This window comes from Serratia sp. KG1D, from assembly GCF_037150675.1.
Taxonomy (GTDB): domain Bacteria; phylum Pseudomonadota; class Gammaproteobacteria; order Enterobacterales; family Enterobacteriaceae; genus Serratia; species Serratia nematodiphila.
Genome location: NZ_JBAGIH010000001.1, coordinates 2,120,700 through 2,137,943 on the forward strand (window position 1 = coordinate 2,120,700; position 17,244 = coordinate 2,137,943).

12 protein-coding genes are annotated in these 17,244 nt (G+C 59.5%); all 12 read right to left on the reverse strand.

What is annotated here, in order from left to right; translation table 11 throughout:
• Positions 1–23: 23 nt before the first annotated feature.
• Positions 24–701 (reverse strand): respiratory nitrate reductase subunit gamma, encoded by a 678-nt coding sequence (narI, locus tag WFM45_RS10360; protein WP_336955434.1) that lies wholly within the window; start codon positions 699–701, stop codon positions 24–26.
• Between the two features lie 2 nt (positions 702–703).
• A complete protein-coding gene (gene narJ / locus WFM45_RS10365; RefSeq protein ID WP_004934644.1) occupies positions 704–1,426 on the reverse strand; it encodes a nitrate reductase molybdenum cofactor assembly chaperone in 723 nt (240 codons plus the stop codon).
• The gene (gene narH / locus WFM45_RS10370; RefSeq protein ID WP_336955436.1) at positions 1,423–2,967 is read right to left on the reverse strand and encodes a nitrate reductase subunit beta; all 1,545 of its coding nucleotides are present in this window, start codon (positions 2,965–2,967) and stop codon (positions 1,423–1,425) included. The genes narJ and narH overlap by 4 nt, the downstream gene beginning before the upstream one ends.
• Positions 2,964–6,725, reverse strand: a complete 3,762-nt coding sequence (locus WFM45_RS10375; protein ID WP_336955438.1) for a nitrate reductase subunit alpha — start codon at positions 6,723–6,725, stop codon at positions 2,964–2,966. Before WFM45_RS10375 ends, narH begins: the two co-directional genes overlap by 4 nt.
• A gap of 454 nt (positions 6,726–7,179) precedes the next feature.
• Entirely contained in the window at positions 7,180–9,039 is a 1,860-nt protein-coding gene (locus tag WFM45_RS10380) for a carbohydrate-binding protein CenC (protein ID WP_443005633.1), read from the reverse strand.
• A gap of 11 nt (positions 9,040–9,050) precedes the next feature.
• Complete coding sequence (locus tag WFM45_RS10385) at positions 9,051–9,794, reverse strand: glycosyltransferase family 2 protein (protein WP_015378195.1); 744 nt, start codon at positions 9,792–9,794, stop codon at positions 9,051–9,053.
• Between the two features lie 7 nt (positions 9,795–9,801).
• Complete coding sequence (locus WFM45_RS10390; RefSeq protein WP_004934660.1) at positions 9,802–10,857, reverse strand: glycosyltransferase family 4 protein; 1,056 nt, start codon at positions 10,855–10,857, stop codon at positions 9,802–9,804.
• Position 10,858: 1 nt separating this feature from the next.
• Positions 10,859–11,764, reverse strand: a complete 906-nt coding sequence (locus tag WFM45_RS10395) for a glycosyltransferase family 2 protein (protein WP_004934661.1) — start codon at positions 11,762–11,764, stop codon at positions 10,859–10,861.
• Positions 11,765–11,767: 3 nt separating this feature from the next.
• A complete protein-coding gene (locus WFM45_RS10400; RefSeq protein WP_060559799.1) occupies positions 11,768–12,922 on the reverse strand; it encodes a hypothetical protein in 1,155 nt (384 codons plus the stop codon).
• 6 nt (positions 12,923–12,928) lie between these two features.
• Positions 12,929–13,777 carry an ATP-grasp fold amidoligase family protein gene (locus WFM45_RS10405; RefSeq protein ID WP_004934663.1) on the reverse strand — a complete coding sequence of 283 codons (849 nt, stop codon included), beginning with the start codon at positions 13,775–13,777 and terminating at the stop codon, positions 12,929–12,931.
• Entirely contained in the window at positions 13,758–15,056 is a 1,299-nt protein-coding gene (locus WFM45_RS10410) for a flippase (RefSeq protein ID WP_336955445.1), read from the reverse strand. Before WFM45_RS10410 ends, WFM45_RS10405 begins: the two co-directional genes overlap by 20 nt.
• A 4-nt stretch (positions 15,057–15,060) precedes the next feature.
• On the reverse strand, positions 15,061–17,241 hold the full coding sequence (locus WFM45_RS10415) for a polysaccharide biosynthesis tyrosine autokinase (RefSeq protein WP_166445196.1): 2,181 nt from the start codon (positions 17,239–17,241) through the stop codon (positions 15,061–15,063).
• Positions 17,242–17,244 lie beyond the last annotated feature (3 nt).

A 17,244-nucleotide genomic window follows, 5' to 3' on the forward strand; every position in this document is an offset into this window, starting at 1 on the left:
GATCGGCGGCGGCGGGGTCAGGCTCAGCGGCGGTTGCGCACCAGCTGGTAACGGCGGGTCAGGTACTCTACCGGCGCACTCCAGATATGCACCAGGCGGCAGAACGGGAACAGCACGAACAGCGTCATGCCCAGCACCATGTGCAGCTTGAAGATAAGCGCCACCCCTTCCAGGTGCGCAGAGGCGCCGGCGTGGAAGGTCACGACCGCCTGCGCCCAGGCCACCAGCTTCATCATTTCGCTGCCGTCCATATGCTGGGCGGAGAACGGAATGGTCAGCAGCCCGAGACACACCTGCACCACCAGCAACGTCAGGATCAGGATGTCGGCGAAGCTGCTGGTGGCGCGCACCCGCGGGTTGGTCAACCGGCGCTTCAGCAACAGCGCGCCGCCGATCAACGTCATCAGGCCGCAGGCGCCGCCGGCGATTATCGCCAGCTTTTGCTTCACGTCGATCGGCAGAAAGGCCTCATACATCCAGTGCGGCGTCAGCATGCCGAGGAAATGGCCCGCGAAGATGCCGATAATGCCGATGTGGAACAGGTTGGACGCCAGCCGCATGCCTTTTTTATCCAGCATCTGGCTGGAGCCGGCGCGCCAGCTGTATTGCCCGTAGTCGTAGCGCAGCCAGCTGCCGATCAGGAACACCGCGCCGGCCAGATAAGGGTAGATGTCGAAGAAGAACTGATTCAAAAATTGCATGATTAGCGTCCTTTGGTTCCGGTTAACGCATCCGTCAGATCCAGATACTGTGGCGCCACCGCGCCGGCGAAGCGCCGCTGGTGCGCCGTCTGCTGGGCGGAGGCGCAGCCCTGTTCACCGAGAAACTTGACCTGCTCCTCTTCCCACACCGCATCCAGCGCCTGCGGCGTATCGTCGCGCGCCTCTTGCGCCACCTGCGTCTCCAGCGCCTGCGCCTGCACCTCGCTGCCGGACAACGCCAGCAGCAAATCGAACAGCACTGCATACGGGCTTTCACGCTGCTGCAGACGCGCGCCCAGCAGCGCCAGGATCGGCGCGATGTCCTGCAGCCCTTCGCGCGCCTGCGCCGCGTTGCGGCTGGCCAAATACTCCAGGTACAGCGGCAGGAAATCCGGCAGCTCGCGGCTGTCGATCTCCAGCCCGGCGGCGCGGTACTGCGCCATCAGGTCAACCATCGCCTGGCCGCGATCGCGCGATTCGCCGTGCACGTGTTCAAACAGCAGCAGCGAGGTGGCGCGGCCGCGATCGAACAGTTCGCAATAATCGGCCTGCGCGTCCAGCAACGGGCGCGCGCACAGGCGGCGGATAAACAGAATCAGCTGCGCGCTGTGGTGCAGATCCAGCTCGCTGGCCGGCTCCAATGCTTCGATCAGCGCCTGCTGATGGTCAAACAGCGCCTGCTCCGGGTAATCCAGCAGGCGGGCGATCACTTTCAGGCTGATCATGAGGCGTCCTCCGGCCGCGCGCTTCTCGCGCTCACGTCGATGGCGTCGATACGGCGGCTGTTGAACAGGTTGAACTTGCCGTCGCTGCCGTGGCAACCGTCGCCGAAGCTGAAGCCACAGCCTTTGCTTTCCGGGAAGGCTTCACGCGCCAGCTCGCGGTGGCTCGACGGCACCACGAAGCGATCTTCATAGTTGGCGATCGCCAGGTAGCGATACATTTCCTGCGCCTGCGCTTCGCTCAGACCGACCTGCTCCAGCGCGCTGGTGTCGACCACGCCGTCGACGGTTTCCGCCCGTTTGTAATGGCGCATCGCCAGCATGCGCTTCAGCGCCAACAGTACCGGTTCGGTATCGCCGGCGGTCAGCAGGTTCGCCAGATACTGCACCGGGATGCGCAGGCTCTCGACGTCCGGCAATACGCCGCTGTGCGCCAGCTCGCCGGCGTCGGCGGCAGACTGAATCGGCGACAATGGCGGCACGTACCACACCATCGGCAGCGTGCGGTATTCCGGATGCAGCGGCAGCGCCAGCTTCCAGTCCATCGCCATTTTGTACACCGGCGACTGCTGAGCGGCTTCAATGACGCCCTGCGGCACGCCGTCCGCCAGCGCCTGAGCAATCACCTTCGGATCATGCGGATCGAGGAAGATATCGAGCTGGCTCTGGTACAGATCCTTGTCGTTCTCCACCGCCGCCGCCTGCTCGATGCGATCGGCGTCGTACAGCAGCACACCGAGGTAGCGAATGCGGCCGACGCAGGTTTCCGAACAGACCGTCGGCTGCCCGGCTTCGATGCGCGGGTAGCAGAAGATGCACTTCTCGGACTTGCCGCTCTTCCAGTTGAAGTAGATTTTCTTGTACGGGCAGCCGGTCAGGCACATGCGCCAGCCGCGGCACTTGTCCTGGTCGATCAGCACGATGCCGTCTTCGCCGCGCTTGTAGATCGCCCCGCTCGGGCAGGTGGCGACGCAGGCCGGGTTGAGGCAGTGCTCGCACAGGCGCGGCAGGTACATCATGAAGGTGTTTTCGAACTGGCCATACATCGCCTTCTGCAGGTTGTCGAAGTTTTTGTCCTGCGAGCGTTTTTCGAATTCCCCGCCGAGGATCTCCTCCCAGTTCGGGCCGCTTTCGATCTTGTTCATGCGCTGGCCGGTGATCAGCGAGCGCGGGCGCGCCACCGGCTGGTGCTTGCCCTGTTTGGCGGTGTGCAGATGCTGGTAGTCGTAATCGAACGGCTCGTAGTAGTCGTCCAGCGCCGGCACATCCGGGTTGGCGAAGATTTTCGCCAGCACGCCGACGCGGTTGCCCATGCGCGGCTCCAGCTTGCCGTTGATTTTACGGATCCAGCCGCCCTTCCATTTTTCCTGATCTTCCCAGGCGTGCGGATAGCCGACGCCGGGTTTGCTTTCCACGTTGTTGAACCAGGCGTATTCCATGCCTTCGCGGCTGGTCCAGACGTTCTTGCAGGTGACCGAACAGGTGTGGCAACCGATGCACTTGTCCAGATTCAGCACCATGCCGACTTGCGAACGAATTTTCATTTGTGGTTCTCCTGCTGACTGCCCTGCGCGTAGTCGTTGCCTTCGTCGTCCAACCAATCAATGCGGTTCATCTTGCGCACCACCACGAACTCGTCGCGGTTGGAACCGACGGTGCCGTAGTAGTTGAAGCCGTAGGCCAGCTGCGCATAGCCGCCGATCATGTGGGTCGGCTTCGGACAGGCGCGGGTCACCGAGTTGTGGATGCCGCCGCGTTGGCTGGTGATCTCCGAGCCCGGCAGATTCACGATGCGCTCCTGCGCGTGGTACATCATGGTCATGCCGGCCGGGATACGCTGGCTGACCACCGCGCGCGCCGTCAGCGCGCCGTTGGCGTTGAAGGCCTCGATCCAGTCGTTGTCCGCGATGCCCAGATCTTTGGCGTCGTCTTCGCTCAGCCAGACGATCGGCCCGCCGCGCGACAGCGTCAGCATCAGCAGGTTGTCGCTGTAGGTGGAGTGGATACCCCACTTCTGGTGCGGCGTCAGGAAGTTCAGCGCCTTCTCCTTGTTGCCGTTCGGCTTGCTGTTGAGCAGCGGCTGGGCGGCGCGGGTGTCGATCGGCGGCCTGTACGCCAGCAGGCTTTCGCCGAAGGCGCGCATCCACTCGTGGTCCTGATACAGCTGCTGGCGGCCGCTGAGCGTGCGCCACGGGATCAGCTCGTGCACGTTGGTGTAGCAGGCGTTATAGGAGACGTGTTCGTCTTCCAGGCCGGACCAGGTTGGGCTGGAGATGATTTTGCGCGGCTGCGCCTGAATGTCGCGGAAGCGAATTTTCTCGTCTTCCTTGTTCCGCGCCAGATGTCGGTGATCGCGGCCGGTGACGTTGCTCAGGGCTTCCCAGGCTTTCACCGCCACCTGGCCGTTGGTTTCCGGCGCCAGCGACAGGATCACTTCCGCCGCGTCTATCGCGCTCTCGATCTTCGGGCGCCCCGCCGCCGGGCCGTCGGCCTTGACGTAGTTAAGCTGCTTGAGGAAATCGACCTCGGTCTGGGTGTTCCAGCTGATGCCCTTGCCGCCGTTGCCCAGTTTGTCCAGCAACGGCCCCAAGGAGGTAAAACGCTCGTAGGTGGCCGGGTAATCGCGCTCCACCGCAATGATGTGCGGCGCGGTTTTGCCGGGGATCAGTTCGCACTCGCCTTTCTTCCAGTCCTGCACGCCGTAAGGCTGCGCCAGCTCGGCGGCGGAGTCGTGCTGAATAGGCAGGGTCACCACGTCGGTTTCCTGACCCAGATGGCCGACGCACGCCTCGGAGAAGGCTTTGGCGATGCCCTTGTAGATCTCCCAGTCGCTCTTCGAGTCCCAGGCCGGATCGACCGCCGCCGACAGCGGATGAATGAACGGGTGCATGTCGGAGGTGTTCATATCGTCTTTTTCGTACCAGGTGGCGGTCGGCAGCACCACGTCGGAATACAGGCAGGTGCTCGACATGCGGAAATCGAGCGTCACCACCAGATCCAGCTTGCCTTCGCCGCCCTGCTCGCGCCATTCCACTTCCTGCGGCTTCACGCCGCCCTGCTGGCCGAGATCTTTGCCCTGAATGCCGTTTTCGGTGCCCAACAGGTATTTGAGCATGTACTCATGACCCTTGCCGGAAGAGCCCAGCAGGTTGGAGCGCCAGACGAACAGGTTGCGCGGGAAGTTCTGCGGATTGTCCGGCTGCTCGGCGGCAAAGCCCAGCGAGCCGTTTTTCAGGCTGTCGACGGTAAATTCGACCGGCGACTGACCGGCCGCGCGGGCCTGCTCCGCCAGGCGCAGCGGGTTAGCGCCCAGCTGCGGCGCCGACGGCAGCCAGCCCATGCGCTCGGCGCGCACGTTGAAGTCGATCAGGCTGCCGCCGAAGCGCGACTTGTCCGCCAGCGGCGATAGCAGCTCATCGGCGCCGACGGTTTCATAACGCCATTGGCTGGAATGGTTGTAGAAGAACGAGGTGCTGTTCATGTGGCGCGGCGGACGCTGCCAGTCGAGGCCGAACGCCAGCGGCAGCCAGCCGGTTTGCGGCCGCAGTTTTTCCTGGCCGACGTAGTGCGCCCAGCCGCCGCCGCTCTGGCCGACGCAACCGCAGAAGATCAACATATTGATCAGGCCGCGGTAGGTCATGTCCATGTGATACCAGTGGTTGACGCCGGCGCCGACGATGATCATCGAACGGCCGTGGGTCTTCTCGGCGTTTTGCGCGAACTCGCGGGCAATGCGGATGATGTTGTGGCGCGACACGCCGGTGATCTGCTCGGCCCAGGCCGGGCTGTAAGCCTTGACCTCGTCATAGTCGGCGGCGCAGTTGGCGTCGCCCAGTCCGCGCTCCAGGCCGTAGTTAGCCAACGTCAGATCGTACACGCTGGTCACCAGCGCTTCGCTGCCGTCCGCCAACTGCAGGCGTTTCACCGGCAGTTTGTGCAGCAGGATCTCGTCCAGCGCCACGCTGTTGAAATGCTCGCTGTCGGCGCCGCCGAAGTACGGGAAACCCACCTCGGCGACGTCGTCATGCATGCCCAACAGGCTGAGCTGCAGCTCGACTTCCTGTTGCGCCTTGCCTTCGCGCTGCTCCAGGTTCCACTTGCCCTTCTCGCCCCAGCGGAAACCGATGGAGCCCTGCGGTGCCACCAGCTCGCCGCTGCGGCTGTCGATAGCGACGGTTTTCCACTCGGGATTGTTTTCCTGGCCCAATCCGTCCACCAGATCGGCGGCGCGCAGCAAGCGGCCGGCGGCGTAGTGGCCGCCTTCACGCGGCTCGAGCAGCACCAGCATCGGCATGTCGGTATAACGACGCACATAGTCGCGGAAGTAGCCGACTTCGCGATCGAGATGGAACTCTTTCAGCATCACGTGGCCCATCGCCAGCGCCATCGCGCTGTCGGTGCCCTGCTTCGGATTCAGCCAGTGGTCGCACAGCTTGGCGACTTCGGCATAGTCCGGCGTCACCGCCACGGTTTTGGTGCCCTTGTAACGCACTTCGGTAAAGAAGTGGGCGTCCGGGGTACGCGTTTGCGGCACGTTGGAGCCCCAGGCGATAATGTAAGAAGAGTTATACCAGTCGGCGGACTCCGGCACGTCGGTCTGCTCACCCCAGGTCATCGGCGAAGCCGGCGGCAGATCGCAATACCAATCGTAGAAGCTCAGGCAGGCGCCGCCGATCAGCGACAGGTAGCGGGCGCCGGCGGCGTAGGACACCATCGACATCGCCGGGATCGGCGAGAAGCCGATAATGCGGTCAGGGCCGAAGGTTTTGGCGGTATAGACGTTGGCGGCGGCGATCAGTTCATTGACCTCCTGCCAGCTGGAGCGGACGAAACCGCCGCGGCCGCGCGCCACCTTGTAGCTTTTGGCTTTTTCCGCATCGCCGACGATAGAGCCCCAGGCTTCGACCGGATCGCTGTGCTGCGCTTTCGCTTCGCGCCACAGCTTGAGCAGGCGCTTGCGCATCAGCGGGTATTTCAGCCGGTTGGCGCTGTACAGGTACCAGGAGTAGCTGGCGCCACGCGGGCAGCCGCGCGGTTCATGGTTGGGCAGATCGGGCCGGGTGCGCGGATAGTCGGTTTGCTGGGTTTCCCAGGTCACCAGACCATTCTTCACGTAGATCTTCCAACTGCAGGAACCGGTGCAGTTCACGCCGTGGGTGGAACGCACCACTTTGTCGTGCTGCCAACGGCTGCGGTAGCCGTCTTCCCAGTCGCGGTTGGTGTTCAAGGTCTGGCCGTGATCGCCAGAAAAAGGCTCCGCCAACTGCTTGAAATAGCGGAAACGGTCTAAAAATTTGCTCATCCGGAATGCTCCTGAAGGCTCTTGTCGTTATAAGAAGACATGCTCAATCTGCCGCCAGCCTACTGACGGCCAACCGGCGGCAAATTGATTGCGATCAAGAGAAAGCGGGAGGCGACGCGCGCGTCGGGGGTGAAATACCACCAAAGTATAGGTGTGAAAGATTAAGTTAATTGATTGAATTAAAACGAGTAAAACAGAATATAGAGATAAAGGTAGGCAGGCGGGAGGCAAGGCGAGGTATTTGGGGGTAGGAGCGGGAGAAACCTCCCGCGTCAGACTGTTGACAAAGGGGGAAAAAGCGTGGTTTTTCCCCCTTTGTGGTGAGCGGCCGAAAATCAATAAATTGATTTTCCTTGTTTTTTATTTGGTGCTCTCTGCCAACCCGGCAAGGGTATAAGGTTTGTCATCAATCTCACGCGGGAGAAACCTCCCGCGTGATGCTGACTCGATGCTTTCAGCGTTGGAGCCACAGCGTCGCGGTGCCCACGGCGGGCAACGTCAGCTTGACCTCCGTGCCCTCTCCCTGCTGCCGCCAACCCGCCGGAAGGTGCAAGCGGGTGCTTCCCTCCCGATAGTAAGGATTGGCTACCAGCAGCAAGGCGCGATCGCCCAGAACAAACATCCGCGCCGGCATTTGCGGGTCGCTTCCCGCCAGCGGCGTCGATTTTCCCGTCAGCAGATAAGGGGTGAAGGCGGCGATTTGCTGCGACACGGCAGCCACGCCACGCCAGGTGGCGTCAAACTCCCGTTGGTCGAAGCGGCCGGTTTTACGCTTATAAAACAGATCGGTATAAGAATAAAACAACAGCCCCTTGGCGCCGCCGATCAGCGCCTGCCAGGCCTGATTGCGAATTTCCGCCTCTGACGGCGGATGTGGCTTGCGGCGGGCGTCATAAGCGGCGTGATCCATGATTTGCATCACCACCCAGGCCCCGCGTGCCTGGCGGGCGGCCTGCACCGTCAGTGCGGTATAACGCGTGGTGCGCGTCAGATCGCGATCGTTCCCCACCGGATAAGGGTCGGTCGCCAAAATGTCGCTGCTGTTGAAGTGAGCGTCCAACTCCCCGGTTTTGTTCAGCACCTGGAAAGTCGGATGATCGCCGTCAAGTCGCTTTATTTGCAGGTTTTTTTCCTCGATTTTATCGAGATATTCCGGCCCCAGCTCATCGTTGATGTACCAGGCAAGCAGGTTGGGCTGAGAGCGCAAACGCTGTACGTACCAGGCAGTCAGCGCCGCGTAGTCGCCACCGCGGACGGCCGGCGCGAAGCGGCTGCCGCGGTACTGATCTTTGACGGAGTAAATGACCAACAGCCCGCGCTTGCGTGCGTTGCGGAAAAAGGCGTATGGATCTTTCTTTTCCCCGTAATCATAGTTCAGCACCGTGTTGAATCCCGCCGAGGCGATGCGCGCCAAATGCTCATCGGTAGCCACGTTGGCGTAAATGCCCAACGGGAAAAGCCGTTGACCGTCGCGCAGGGTAAAACCTTCGCTGTCGATCGCCACTTTGGCCGCAGGCTGCCCGACGCGAAAAGACAGCTCGCTGCCCTGAGCCTGGCGGGATTGTGGACCGGTAACCTGCTGACGCAGGCGGTATTCACCCTGGGCCAGGCCGGCCGGCGGTTGGTATTCGATACGGCGTTGTCCTTCCACCTGATAACGGTCGCGGCTACTGTGAACAACCTGCCCCTCGGCATTGAGCAATTCGCTGTCGACCTGCAAATGCTGCGGTTGCGAAGTGACGACCAGCGTGTCAACTTTCCCCTGCGCCGACGCGCCGAGCTGATACAACGCCGGCATAGACGCTCGAGCACAGGCATAGGCGTCGTCAAACCAGGCGGTACCGGTGCTCCCCTTACGCAGATAAACGCCAAAAGTGATTCGCGCCGCCTGCGGCGGCACGGTATAGCTGGCGTTCACCTGCCGCCAGCCGCTGTCGCCGGTCACCCCAGCCGGATAGCTGCCTTCCAGAAAGCGCCCCTGCGCATCAAAGCTCTGCAGATAAACCCCAGCGCCGCCGTCGCGGCTTTGCCCGCGTACGCCGCGAGTCTTGAGCCAGACGCCGAAATCTATCGTCTGTCCGGGCACAACCTGCAGCGCCTGGTTGAAGGTACGGTATTGCGCTACATCTGCATTGTCATAACGCAGACTCCCCCTGCCACTGTGCGTATCGCCGTCGGCCTGCGCGCCCTGCGCTCGCCAGCCGCTGAGCCCCTGCTCAAAGCCGGGGTTGGTCAACAGATTGGGTTGGCAGTTCTGCGCCAGAGCCGCTGCGCCCCACAAGGCGCAACAGCCCAGAGCCGCCCGCCGATACATCCCCCTCATGGTCATTTCCTTTTCACCACGGCATTGAACAGATAGGTGGCGAACAAATAGCAGGATTTCTGGTACGACAGCCCCAAATGCTGACGGTAAATCCGCCATTGCCAGTCCGCAGCGCGGATTTTGTTGCCCGACAGCGAGTGGGTAGACAATCGGTAACAGGCCAGCGGTTCGGGAATGCAGTAGGCCAGGCCGTTACGCGCCTTCTGCAGCACCGCCAGCCACATCAAATAGTCCTCATGCCCCACTTTTTGCTGATACACCTTACCGATGCGCTTCTGGTTATAGATGCCGGTGAGATTGCCGATCCAGTTGCTTTTCAACATGTCCTGATAGCCGATAAGCTCATCCGCACCACGGGTGTTTTTGATCAACTTCAGATCGTCTTCGAAGGTGTAATAATGGGAACACACCACGTCATAGCGGCGGGTTTGCAAAATGCTCGCCTGGCGCGACAGCTTGTTGGGGAGCCATACGTCATCACTGTCGCAGAAGGCGATATAATCCCCGCTCGCCGCCTCAATGCCGATGTTGCGCGTTTCCGCCACGCCCTGGTTATGCTCATTGCGTATATAGGTGAGGCGATCGTGGATAAACGGCCGCACCACCTCGGCGGTGTTGTCGGTGGAGGCATCATCGATCACATACAGGTGATAGTCGGTAAATTGCTGGTTCAGCACACCAAGAATCGATTCTTTGATTGAGTTTGCCGCGTTGTAAGCGGGCATTATCACGGATATCTTTTCCATTCGGTCCTCACTCAATGAGCTGTTGCCACTGGGGATAAATACGTTCGGGAGAAAAACGGCGAGACTTATCAAGCGCAGCGACAGAAAAGCGATCGCGCAGAGCCGGATCGCGCATCAGTTCGAGCACGCCTTCGCTGAAGGCGGCGGCATCGTCATCGGGCACCAGATAGCCGTTGACGCCGTTGTCTATCAGCTCGGCCGGGCCGGTCTTGCAGTCGTAGGCCACCAGCGGCAGGCCGAAACTCATGGCTTCGATCAGCACCATCGGCAACCCCTCATAGCGCGACGTCATCACGTACAGGCTGGCCTGGCGATAATAGGCCGCCACGTCGGCGGTGGCCGGCAGCAGGCTCACCTGCTGCTCCAGCCCGGCGCCTTCAATCTGCCGCCGCAGTGCGTCGCGCTCAGGGCCGTCGCCAATAATCAACAGCCGCCAATCCGGCATCTGCGCCGCCACCCCTCGCCACAGCGCGATCAGACGATCGAAGCCTTTCTGATTGCTCAACCGCCCCACCGCCAGCGCCACCTTTTCCTGCAGCGCCGGCGTCGGCGCCTGTGCGCCGAACGGCGAAACGTTCTCGATCACCCGGCATTTCCCGGCGCCCACCCAGCGAGCGATGGCGTCGCTATCTTGCCGCGTCAGGAAAATCACGCGATCGCTCAACCGGTAAACCAACAACTTCAACCATTTAAATACGCGCGGATACTGGTGAAAGCTGACGTGTTCGCTCAATAACAGCCGGCTGCGGGCACAGAACAAACGTAGAAAAGGCGTCATCACCACCGACAGTTTTCCCATGGAAACGGTAATGATCACATCCGCGCGTTCACGCCGCAGTGCCAACGCCAGCCGCCATGGCCAGAACAGCGAATCGCCGCCGCCACAGCGTAGCCGGACGTTGCTCGCCAGCGGAAAGAAGCTCCGTTCGCCACACAGCGAAAACACCGCCACCTCGTAATTCGGCAGACGCGCCAGCGCATTGGCCAAACCGCTGGCGACCCGTTCAGTGCCGCCCTTGCCCGCCATATTTTCGATGACGATGATTACCTTGCGTGCTTGCATATCATCTCCTGAATCCCTGGCGCACATTGCGCAACAGCCGGCCGCCAACCGAGAACAACCCCAGCCGCGTCAGACAATCGCCATACCATTTGATCATCTTGAACTTGCCGCTCAGGCTGTGCCGCACGATGCGCGACGAGTAATAATTGAACGCCTGGGCGTTTTCCGAATACAGCGAGGCCAGCAGGTGCTTGCAGGCGAATCCGCTGATATGGCGATCGCTGGGGCTGAGGAAGGTATTGATAAAGCGGTCGCTGGCCTCCAGGTTAAGCTTCGCCGTCATGCGTCCGTAGCGCCCCACGTCGAGAAACACCCCGCCGCCGGCGTCATGCGCCACCTGCGCGCCCAAATTGGTGGCGTTGACCAGAAAGCCCCAATCCTGATGTTTGTTGAGAAACTCGGGAAATAAAAAGCGGCGATCGCTTTTTTTACGCATGCTGATGGTGGATGACCGAATATCGCCCATTTCCAGAAAAAGAAAATCCTCGCCGGAAGAACCGGATTTGTAGTGGAAGTTGAAGTCGCGTACCGAATCGCCGCTCACCTCTGCATAATTACCGAAGATAATATCAATATGGCGATCTTCATGCTTCTTCATGCGGCGAATAATATAGTTGGTAGTGAAGTAATCATCCGAATCGAGAAAAAACACGATCTCCGATTGCGCTAAATTGGCGCCCAGGTTGCGCGATACCGCCGCATTGCTCTTCTGTTTTTTCTCATGCAGCATCACGTTGCTATTAGTCGCCGCTATCTGGCGAATATATTTGATGTCATCCTCGTCAGAGCAATCATCAACCAAAATCACCTGATAGTCGAACCCTTGGCAAGCGTTGAAAATCCGCTTCAGAGTTTTAGGCAGGTAACGCGCACTATTATAAATAGGGATCACGATCGAGAAATCCATTTCTTAACCCTCCAACTTAGAATTTATCATTTCTTTTCCACGGCAAAGCAGCAATAACGACACGTTAAATACCGGGACCAAAAAATAGGTTTCCGTAAAAGTTGTCAGCAGGAAAACCACCACTACCCAGCGCATGAATCGACTCAGCCTGCGCATATTCCCCAACAGGTGAAAATAACAAAAAAGCATGACAACAGAGGCGATCCCACCAGCCGAATAAAACATGGCGATGAAGAAAAAATCGACCGGCTTATAGGGTTCGATATTCATGCCGAACAGCGGATTGGGTAGCCCCACCGCCTGAAACATCTGCCAGGAGAACCAAATGCGCCCGGTCAACGCCTGGTTCAACAGCGCGTCCAATGCCGGATTGTTCCCCCAGCGTATAACGCTGGCGAACTGAAAGCCTATGATGGCCAACGTCAGCGCAATGCAGACTTTTCTATTGGGGGTAAAACGCAGCAGCGGCGCCAGCCAAAACAGCAACAACATCAACAGCGCCAACATAAAACAGGTGCGGGAATAGGAATACATCAGCACCGGGATAATTAACGCCGACACCGCCAGTGAGGCGATATTTTTCATTCCACGCGTTAATTTCGCATGGTCGATCAGGCACAGCAGCATGGCGAACAAGGCAAAAGAGTAATACGCCAAGGTGTTCGGGTTATCGAAACCCAGCGTTAATCTGTTGCCATAGCGCTCATCAAGGTAAACAAATCCCTCGGTGTAAAAGGTATAGGGGACAACCATCAACAGCCCGGCAACCACAAAAGCGATAGCGAACATTTCAGCGCCGCGCACCATCTCGATGCGGCGGAATAAAATTATCACCGCCGAGCTGAATACCGCGCCAAAAAGGTAATCACCATGTCCGGTGGCGATATTAACCAGAAACAGCAGAACCAAAAAACCCGCAACCGCTTTTTCCGCCATCGTAGCGATGAAAAATGCATAGCCGACATAGAGCAACATCAGGGCATTAAGCCCCGTCACGGTTTTATTAATCAGCTCGCTGTTGAACGATCCCGAGGTCAGGAAAGTTTTCACGAAAAAGATCAACAGGAAGGTCAATATGATTGATTGATTGACCAAATCCCGCGACTGATTATAACCGACATTGGCATGCATGTGAAAATTGGAGGCGACTCTCTGCATAAGCGTTTACTCAGTAAAATAACTGCCCCATTCCTGCTCGATGTTTTCCGGCTTAAGCTTGCTTAACCCCGCACCAGGCGTAAACGTCAATTCACCGAAATAGACCTTCTCACCGACCTGGTAGAAATCCACGCGGACATAAGAGAACTGCTGCGCAACCTGGCGAGCCAAGCGCGTCATTTCTTCCAGTCGCGTAGGCCGCGGCATCGGTTCGTCGGCATTCGGCAAGCTGATGCGGATTTCGGTGCGGTTCCAGTCGATATCAAAAATGTCGCGCCGATGGGTGCCGAAACGCTGGTAATCCACCTGGATGAACATGCGAATTTCATGGTTGTCGTTGAAACAATGAAACTTGATATCGTTCGGCACCTGCTCACCATCCAGCAACATGCGTTCCACCATGATGCAGGGTTCGATGTCCAGATAATGCTTTTCGCGACTCTGCTCGTAAAAGTTGCTGCGCATCCACGCACTGCTGAGATCGTACAATTCCGCGTAGCTGACCTGTTGCTTGTCGAACACCAACCGGTTATAGCCGCTGCCATGGTTGGCCTTAAGCACGAAGGCGTCGGGCAACTGCCTGAACGTGTCGTAGCTGAGTTCAGTGCCATGCGCATACAGCTCCACCAGATACTCTTCGCCCCACAGGCCGGCAATAAATTCACGGACCTTGTATTTGTCCGACAAGGTGGTGTAGATGCTGCGCGGATAAATTTTGCGGCGCATGATCTTTTCGCTGAAGCCGGTCGGTTTTGACAAGTGCGGCAGTTTTTTGAAATAGAGCGCGTATTTAACCTGATGGTGCCAGGCATCGGGCAGGCGCTTGGAAATGCTTTTAACCAGGGTGTTTAACATGCTCTCTCCTTAATTTGCTGACAAGACGCGGCAGGCAGTAAAAACAGGTCAGCTGCAGTCGGGTAATTTTCCCGCCACGGAATAAACTGTTCAGAACGAAGAATGAAATGAATTCCGCCAGTAGCGTAGACACCGCAGCGCCGGTCAGGCCGTAACGCGGGATCAGCAGCAGATTCATCGCCACGTTCATCAGAGCCACCAACGGCATCTTGATGGCGATAAAGCGATAACCGGCGAACAGCACGATGCTGCGGTACGAAACCGTCCCCATCACTGAGAACAGCGAGGTCAGCGTACAAATAGCCAGGATGTCGGCGGCCGGTTGAAAAGCAGCGCCATACAGCAGCGCAATAGCCGGCTGGGCGAACCACCACAGCCCCAGCAGCACCGGCAACGACAGGCCCAATACCACCAGATACAGCACCCGGATGCGGTACTCCTGCTCCAACGGATCGCGACAGTTGGCAATACCCGGCATCAACGAGGTGATCAGCGCCATCGGCACAAAAACCCACCCCTGACTGAGGGTGGTAGCGGCGCTGAACCAGCCCACCGCCTGCTCGCCGACCAGATTGCCCAGCATGATTTGATCGATGCGGGTATAAATCACTATCGCCAGACTGGAGATGGCCAACGGCAGACCCACTTTCAGCAAATAACGGCCATAGCGCCCGGCCTGGCGCGGCGTAACCCGCGGCGTGGCCGCAGCTTTCCCACGGAATAGCCAGAGGCGCGCCAGATAAGGTACGGCGCTGCTGAGGATGTAGGGTACCGCGAACCACACCAGCGGCAGCGCGGCGCTCACCAGCGCCAGCCGCAGCCCGATCGACAACAGCAGCGCCAGGTTGTTGATCAGCGTATTGCGTTTCGACTGCAGGCGGGCATCGTAATAAATCTTGTACACGTCCTGAATCGAGAAATAGGCGCTGATAAGCAGCAACAGCGTCATCAGTTGACTGGCTGGCGGCTGGCTGAAATAGCTCCATATCAGCATCGGCAGCGCCACCACCAGGAACAGCCGGCGGCGCAAACGCATCGAAGCCAACATCAGGCGAATGCCGCTCGGCTGGCGGCGGGCGACGCGGTTGAAAATGATGCTGTCGGCGCCCAGCTGCACCAGCGGCACCACGATGGCGATCGTCGCCAATAGATAGTTGAGAGCGCCAAACTGGGCGGGCCCCAGATAGCGCGCAACGTAAATGGAAACGAAGATGCCGGACAGGCTGAGCGAAACGCGTTCCAGCATCAGCCACAGGGCGTTGGTGATAATGGCCTTCACCCGCTTATTCCTCTGCCTGCCGGCGATCTTCCCGATGGCTTGGATAGGCGAAGTTGTAATAGCTCATGTCGGTCGCCGCCCTCTTCACGATGCCGTTGAGGATTACGCCTCTGATCGCCACGCCATTCTGTTCGAAACGGCGCATGCTGGTTTCGATCTGCTTGACGGTGTTCACCTCAAAACGCACCACCAACAGTGACGTACCGGCGTGATTGCCGACGATGGCCGCGTCCGTCACCGCCAGAATCGGCGGCGTATCGATCAGCACCAGATCGTAGTTTTGCCCGGCCCAGCGCAGGAAATCGGCGAAACGGCGATGCATCAGCAGCTCGGACGGGTTCGGCGGCACCTGGCCACGCGGTACGAAATCCAGATTGGCGATGGCGGTTTTCCGCACCGCCTGTTCCGTCGTCACTTTGCCCACCAGCATGTCGGACAGCCCTTGATGAGCGTCGTCCGATAGCCAACGATGCAAGAATCCTTTACGCATATCCGCGTCGATCAACAGCACCCGCTGCCCGGCCTGCGCCACCACCACCGCCAGGTTGGTGCTGGTAAAACTCTTGCCGCTTTCCGGGCTGGCACCGGAGACCATCAAAATGTTGTTTTTGGCCTCCAGCATGGCGAAATGCAGGCTGGTGCGCAGGCTGCGAATGGCCTCCACCGACAGATCCGCCGGCTCGGCCACCGCCAGGATCGGCAGGCGACGACCGCCGGATTTGGGCAACAGCAGGCGTTGTTCGCGATTGCGTTTCGCCTGCCATGGCGACAGCGGCACGGTGGCGTAGACGTTGATGCCTCTCTTCTCCAGCGTATCGATATCATTGATGCCGCGATGGAAGGCCGTGCGCAGCAGCACCACGGCCGCGGTGCCTGCAGCGCCCAATATCAACGCCAACAACACGATGAGCATCTTTTGCGGCTGAATCGGTCGGATAGCGGTTTCCGCCTCGTCAACGATGCGAATATTGCCCACCGTGCCGGCCTTGCTGATGCTCAGCTCCTGCTGTTTGTTCATCAGTTGCATGTAAACCTGCTGATCCACCTGCACGTCGCGGGTGAGACGCAGGATCTCCTGCTGCATTTTCGGCAGCGTCTGTACCTGTTTGCCGAGCCGCGCCTTTTCCGCCTCCAGCGTGGCGCGCTTTTCCAGCAGCGCCCGGTAAGCCGGGTGCACGCGGGTATAAAGCTTGGAAATCTCCGCCTCTTTGAAGGTCAGCTCGTTGAGCTGGGCTTCGAGCTGTACCTGCGTGTCCAGCACCGATTTGGCTTCCAGCGACAGATCCACCGAGTCGTTTTGCTGGCGGAACTGGTTGAGCTGGGTTTCGGCGTTGTTGAGCGAGGTTTGCGTTTGCGGCAACTGCTCCTGCAGGAAGGCCAGCATCCGCTGCGCCTCTTCCGTTTTGCGATCCACGTTCTGCTGCAGGTAGTTATCGGTGATGTTCTTCAGCACCGCCTCTGCACGCTGCGGATCTTCGCTCGGCAGCGTAAACGTCATGATGCCGCTGTCTTTGCCGCTCGGCACTACCCCCAGGTATTTACGCAGATCGTCCACCGCTTCTTGACGCGCGACTTTCACCACGGTGAAACTGGTGCCCGGCGCCGCGTCCAGCGCCGAAACGGTCATGCCCCACTCGCCCTGCGCCACCGGTTGCCCAACCACGCCACTGAACAATTTGGCGCCGTCATGGCTCAGCTCATAATGTTGCCCATCGCGCACCGTCAGCGTCAGCGCTTCGCCCTGCATGTCCGCCGGCGTTGTCAGCGTGGCGATGTCCAATACCGGCGCCTTTTCACCGCTCAGTCGGGCAAAGCCTTTACCGAATACCGGGAAATAGTCCGGTTCGACGCGCACCGTCAGGCCGAGGGCATCCACCGTTTTGCCGAGCACGTAGCGCGACTTGACCAGCGTCACCTCATCCTGCGTCGCCGAATTTTGCCCCAGCGAACTGTCCAGCGTTTCACGCAGCAGCGAATCGCCGGACAGCTGATTCTCCACCTGCACCACCGCCGTGGCCTGGTACACCGGGGTAGCCAACAGGGCGTAGGCGACGCCCAGCGCACCCGCCACGCCGGTCACGACGGCGATCCGCCAGCGGTTATCCCACAGCGGCCCTACCAGACGCTCCCACTCCAGCTTTTCATCTTGTTCGGCCACCATCACGGACAGCGCATTGTTTTTCATCTT